The sequence below is a fragment of the Paraburkholderia sp. genome (assembly GCF_035501035.1).
GTDB lineage: Bacteria > Pseudomonadota > Gammaproteobacteria > Burkholderiales > Burkholderiaceae > Paraburkholderia.
The window spans coordinates 1-4142 of the sequence record NZ_DATJWR010000366.1 but is presented as its reverse complement, the minus strand read 5'-3'; the positions used below and the strand labels follow the sequence as shown (position 1 = coordinate 4142).

Below are 4142 nucleotides of genomic sequence, written 5' to 3'. Positions count from 1 at the left end.
TTGTAATTGGCCCGCTCGTCGCGGCGCTGTTTATCACATGCTGGAATATCTCAGGCGGTCAGGCGCAAGACGACGTAGAGACCTAAGGAGCTTTGGGCAGCCCGTCATGATGTTGTTGGACTGTAGGGCGCTGGCGACTGGGAGGAGGGCGGTTGACCGCGCGCATTTCAAGCGGTTTGGTGAAAGCTCGTTTGACTTGGAAGTCGTACGTGACCGATTCGGGTTACAACCTGCACATGGACATCCAGCAGCGACTTAATCTTGACCTGATGGAGCGTCTCTCAGACTTTGCCGTCCAGTTTGCGTTTCGGACGCGTATGCTCCACATGCGGTCGGGGGAAGCGTAGCGCCGTTTTAGGCTGATCAGGGAAGTATAGTGCTCGATATCGTTGCGTTGTGTCTTTCGATTACTGCGGTTCTTGCGTACATCAATCATCGTTTCATCGGGTGTAAGCGCCGATTCCAGCACACGGCATGGCGGCATACGGGCAGTTGAGGGGCGAGCCTAACCGCGTCGCAGCGATCGGAATCAAGCGGCGACGTCGGCGTGGATGCGGTGGAAGTCAGGCGGTTTTTGCTTCGGCCTGCTGCTGCCGGGCGTAATTGAATGGAAGCAGATCCGTGACGTCGGCGTCGCGCGCGCGCTGCGGCAACTCGGTGAGCACGTGCAGGAGATAGTCATACGGCTCGACGTCGCAGGCCCGGCACGTCAGTACAAGGCTGTAGATCGTGGCGCTGGCTTTTGCGCCGTCAACCGTGTCGCTGAACAACCAGCTTTTCCTCGACGTGGCAAACGGCCTGACGTCACGTTCGCAGACGTTATTATCGATGGGGGCGCAACCATCGGTGACGTAGCGGCTCAGGTATTCCCACTGGTTTCGCGTATACGCAATCGCCTTGCCCAGCAGGCTCTGGGGCCCGACCTTCGGCGCGAGTGCATCGAGCCACGCCTTGAAGGCTTCGAGCACCGGCGCGCTGTGCTGCTGGCGCAACCGGTACGTGTAATCCGCTCGCGACTGACCATCGGGCAGATCGCCTTTGGCCAGTGCCTCGACCCGATACAGAATCTGGAAGTATTCGAGCGCCTTCGCTACGCGAGCATTCGGCGTCTTCGGTTTGCCGTCGTCTTCGGCCTTTTTCTCCACCGCCTTGTCCGCCTTCACAAACAGCCTGCGCGCGTGAGCCATGCATCCGAAGTGCGTCGCCGTTTTGACCGTGCGCCAGGCGCTGTAGCCGTCGCTCATCAGCATGCCGCCGTAGTCGCCGAGGAAGGCCTTCGGATGCTCCTGCCCGCGCCCCGGCTGGTACTCGAACAGCACCACAGGCTGCTCGCAATTCTGGGCGCTGCGGTATATCCACATATAACTTTTGCTCTGTGCGGACCGGCCGGCTTCCTTGAGTACCTGAAGCGTGGTTTCGTCGCCGTGGATCAATGCCTGGGACAGCAAGACTTTTTTTAGCGCGTCGTACAACCGCGTGTAATGCAGTTCGCTGGGACGAATGACCCAGTGCGCGAGCGTGCCCCGGCTCACCGGAACCTGCCAACGTGCGAACGCCTCCTGCATCCGGTATAACGGCATGCCATCGACGTACTTCGCCGTCGCCACTGTCGCGAGTACCGACGCGTCGGCATGGCTGCCCGGAAGCGGCTGCACCGGCATCGGCGCAACCACCACCGGCGTATGCTCGGCGTGGCGCTCGCAGTGGCGACACGCATACTTCGCGCGCCCGTTCTGGCGGACCGTCCACTTCGTCTCGACGTGCAGCTGTTCGCTAATGTCTTCGCCGATGCGATGCATGGCATTGCCGCAACACGGACAGCCGCGCTGGTCATGCGGCAGGTCGTACTCGATACGCTCACGTGGCAGATGAGCTGGCAATGGCTTGCGCCCGACCTTGCGGCGCTCTGGCGAACCGGCCGGAGGCAGACCGGTATCGGGCAGCGCGGGCTGGACACCCTCGTCGTCTTCGTCGCAGGGCTCACTGCGGGCGAGCTGTTCGGCCTCGTCGAACACGCGATCCTTGCGCTTCTCGCTTTTCGGGGCGAAACGCTCCGCTTCCAGCAGACGGACCTGTTCCTCAAGCTGTTCGATGCGCAGGCCCAGCTTGCCGATGTGCTGGTCCAGTTTGTCGATGTGTTGCGCGTCATCGGCTACGCGCGCTTCGAGGGCGTGGATGTAGCCCTGGATCGCCTTGGGTACGCGCTTGAGATCGGGGGGATTCGTCATGCGCACCAGGATAGCGAAGTGCAGCGCGCCGTGGGTTTACGTCGGAATGTAAAAAGCGCGCCGCCGTTGTCTTCGCACAACGAGCCGACTAGCTGGCATGCAGGTAACGCCGCACGGGGTGGCGGCGAACCGCATCGATATCGATGCCGTCGAGCAACCAGTGAAGCTGCTCGGTCGTCAGCTCGATCACCGCCTGTTGGCGGCGTGGCCACACGAAGTGGTCTTGCTCAAGCCGACGCAGCAGCAGCCAGAACCCCGTGCGCTCGTACAGCAGAAGCTTGATGCGATCGCACTTGCGGTTGCGGAACGCATACACGGCGCGAGCAAGCGGGTCCAGTTGCATCGACTCCTCGACCAAGGCGGCAAGGGTGTTGATGCCGCAACGGAAGTCAACTGGCTCGCGGTGCAGGTAGACCCGAAGGTCGTCAGCCAGGCGCAGCATCAGCGGCCCCTCAACGCGTCGATCATCGCGGTGAGCAGCGCCGTATCCTGTTGCCCACATTCAAGCTCAAGACTGACGCCGTTGGGCAACTGCGCAACCAGGCGCGAAGGCGGCGCTGGATGCTGAGAGGCCGCCATCGCCTCACGTCGCATCGGGGGCGGCAGGACATCGGGCATTGGCAGCGTGTGGAGCGGGTGCGCGGGCCCAACGTCCGCGACTTCCAGCACCGGCACGAATGCCGCTGCATGTGCTGGTGTCGATCGCCGCTTATACCGTGAACCATCCGGCTTACGATCCAGGCTAATCCATTTGTGAAGCTGGTTGGCATTTACGCCAGCCTTCAGCGCAAGCCCCGCCACCGACGCCCCCGGCTTTTGGCAGGCCTCTATGAGCTTGCGCTTGCCTGCGCGGTCGTACCGGTTCTTGCCGTTGGCCGTTTTACCGATTACCCGCAACGGAAGAAAGTCAAAGTCAGTTTGTGTGTCAGTCATAAGTTGCGTCCGCAATGTTGAAGTTGCGGACGCAGCTTGATCCTCTTGACCCGGCCGCGCTAGGCGCGGCAGAAACTACCGCTTACCATCGGGTTGCCGACAGCGATTGGCGTGATGGCGACGGCGCTCGCAGTAAGCCTTTGCGTCGTTGGTCTTGACGCAGTAGATATCGCACACACGCCTCGGCTGTTTGCGCGCTCACTGGTTGGCGAGGTCGACTTCAGCGACCTGTTGCTCCAGGGCATACTGTCTCTGCTCCTGTTTGCAGGAGCCCTGAAGGTGGACCTGTCGCTGCTGCGGCAGTACCGGTTCCATGTGGTCACGCTTGCATTTGTCAGTACCTCGTTGTCCACACTCATCGTGGGTGTGGCCCTATGGTGTGTGTCGTCGATGCTCCACTTGGCGCTCACCCTGCCTTTCTGCCTTCTGTTCGGCGCGCTGATTTCTCCCACTGACCCGGTAGCGGTTATGGGGCTGGTGCGAGTATCCGGTTCACCGCCTGAACTTGAAACGGTCATCGCAGGAGAGTCACTCTTCAATGACGGCGTCGGCATCGTGCTGTTTTCACTGCTAGGTTCTGTCGCTAGCACGGGACACGCGCCGTCGGTGTCGCGCGCGTTGCTCGAACTGCTGCGAGAGGCCGGGGGCGGAGTGGCATTCGGTGCAGCGCTTGGCTACATCCTTTACCGGCTGCTGAAATCCGTCGACCAGTATCAGGTCGAAATTTTGCTCATGCTCGGGGGGGGTGATAGGCGGGTATGCTGCGGCCATCCACCTTCACGTTTCCGCACCGCTTGCCATGGTGATGGCGGGCGTGCTAACAGGTAACCGCGCTCGGATTGTCGCGATGTCAGAAACGACACGACATTACGCCGACATGTTCTGGGAGCTGATAGACGAGATCCTTAATGCGTTACTTTTCGTATTGATTGGGCTTGAGGTGCTGCTGATTCCTTTTCCAGGGCCCGTGATCGTGGCTGG

Annotated in this window: 4 protein-coding genes and 1 pseudogene; 2 read left to right on the top strand and 3 right to left on the bottom strand. The window is 61.1% G+C overall.

Going from position 1 to position 4142, the window contains the following annotated elements:
• Positions 1-563: 563 nt before the first annotated feature.
• The 3 genes from tnpC to tnpA all read right to left on the bottom strand — a co-directional run bounded on the left by tnpC (position 564) and on the right by tnpA (position 3161).
• Positions 564-2228: an IS66 family transposase gene (gene tnpC / locus VMJ11_RS26910; RefSeq protein WP_325623471.1), complete on the bottom strand. Its 1665-nt coding sequence runs from the start codon at positions 2226-2228 to the stop codon at positions 564-566.
• Positions 2229-2316: 88 nt separating this feature from the next.
• Complete coding sequence (gene tnpB / locus VMJ11_RS26905) at positions 2317-2670, bottom strand: IS66 family insertion sequence element accessory protein TnpB (RefSeq protein ID WP_325623469.1); 354 nt, start codon at positions 2668-2670, stop codon at positions 2317-2319.
• Positions 2670-3161: an IS66-like element accessory protein TnpA gene (gene tnpA / locus VMJ11_RS26900; RefSeq protein WP_325623467.1), complete on the bottom strand. Its 492-nt coding sequence runs from the start codon at positions 3159-3161 to the stop codon at positions 2670-2672. The genes tnpB and tnpA overlap by 1 nt, the downstream gene beginning before the upstream one ends.
• Positions 3162-3275: 114 nt before the next feature.
• On the opposite strand from tnpA, the gene VMJ11_RS26895 reads away from it, so the two are divergent.
• Together VMJ11_RS26895 and VMJ11_RS26890 are read left to right on the top strand one after the other, a co-directional pair.
• Entirely contained in the window at positions 3276-3989 is a 714-nt protein-coding gene (locus tag VMJ11_RS26895; protein ID WP_325623466.1) for a cation:proton antiporter, read from the top strand.
• Positions 3961-4142: pseudogene (locus tag VMJ11_RS26890) on the top strand (sodium:proton antiporter); the annotation flags it as partial. The gene VMJ11_RS26895 and the pseudogene VMJ11_RS26890, both read left to right, overlap by 29 nt.

Excerpts from the sequence above, each read along its gene's own strand:
- tnpC (WP_325623471.1), bottom strand. The coding sequence starts at position 2,228 with ATGACGAATCCCCCCGATCTCAAGCGCGTACCCAAGGCGATCCAGGGC.
- tnpB (WP_325623469.1), bottom strand. The coding sequence starts at position 2,670 with ATGCTGCGCCTGGCTGACGACCTTCGGGTCTACCTGCACCGCGAGCCA.
- tnpA (WP_325623467.1), bottom strand. The coding sequence starts at position 3,161 with ATGACTGACACACAAACTGACTTTGACTTTCTTCCGTTGCGGGTAATC.
- VMJ11_RS26895 (WP_325623466.1), top strand. The coding sequence starts at position 3,276 with ATGGCGACGGCGCTCGCAGTAAGCCTTTGCGTCGTTGGTCTTGACGCA.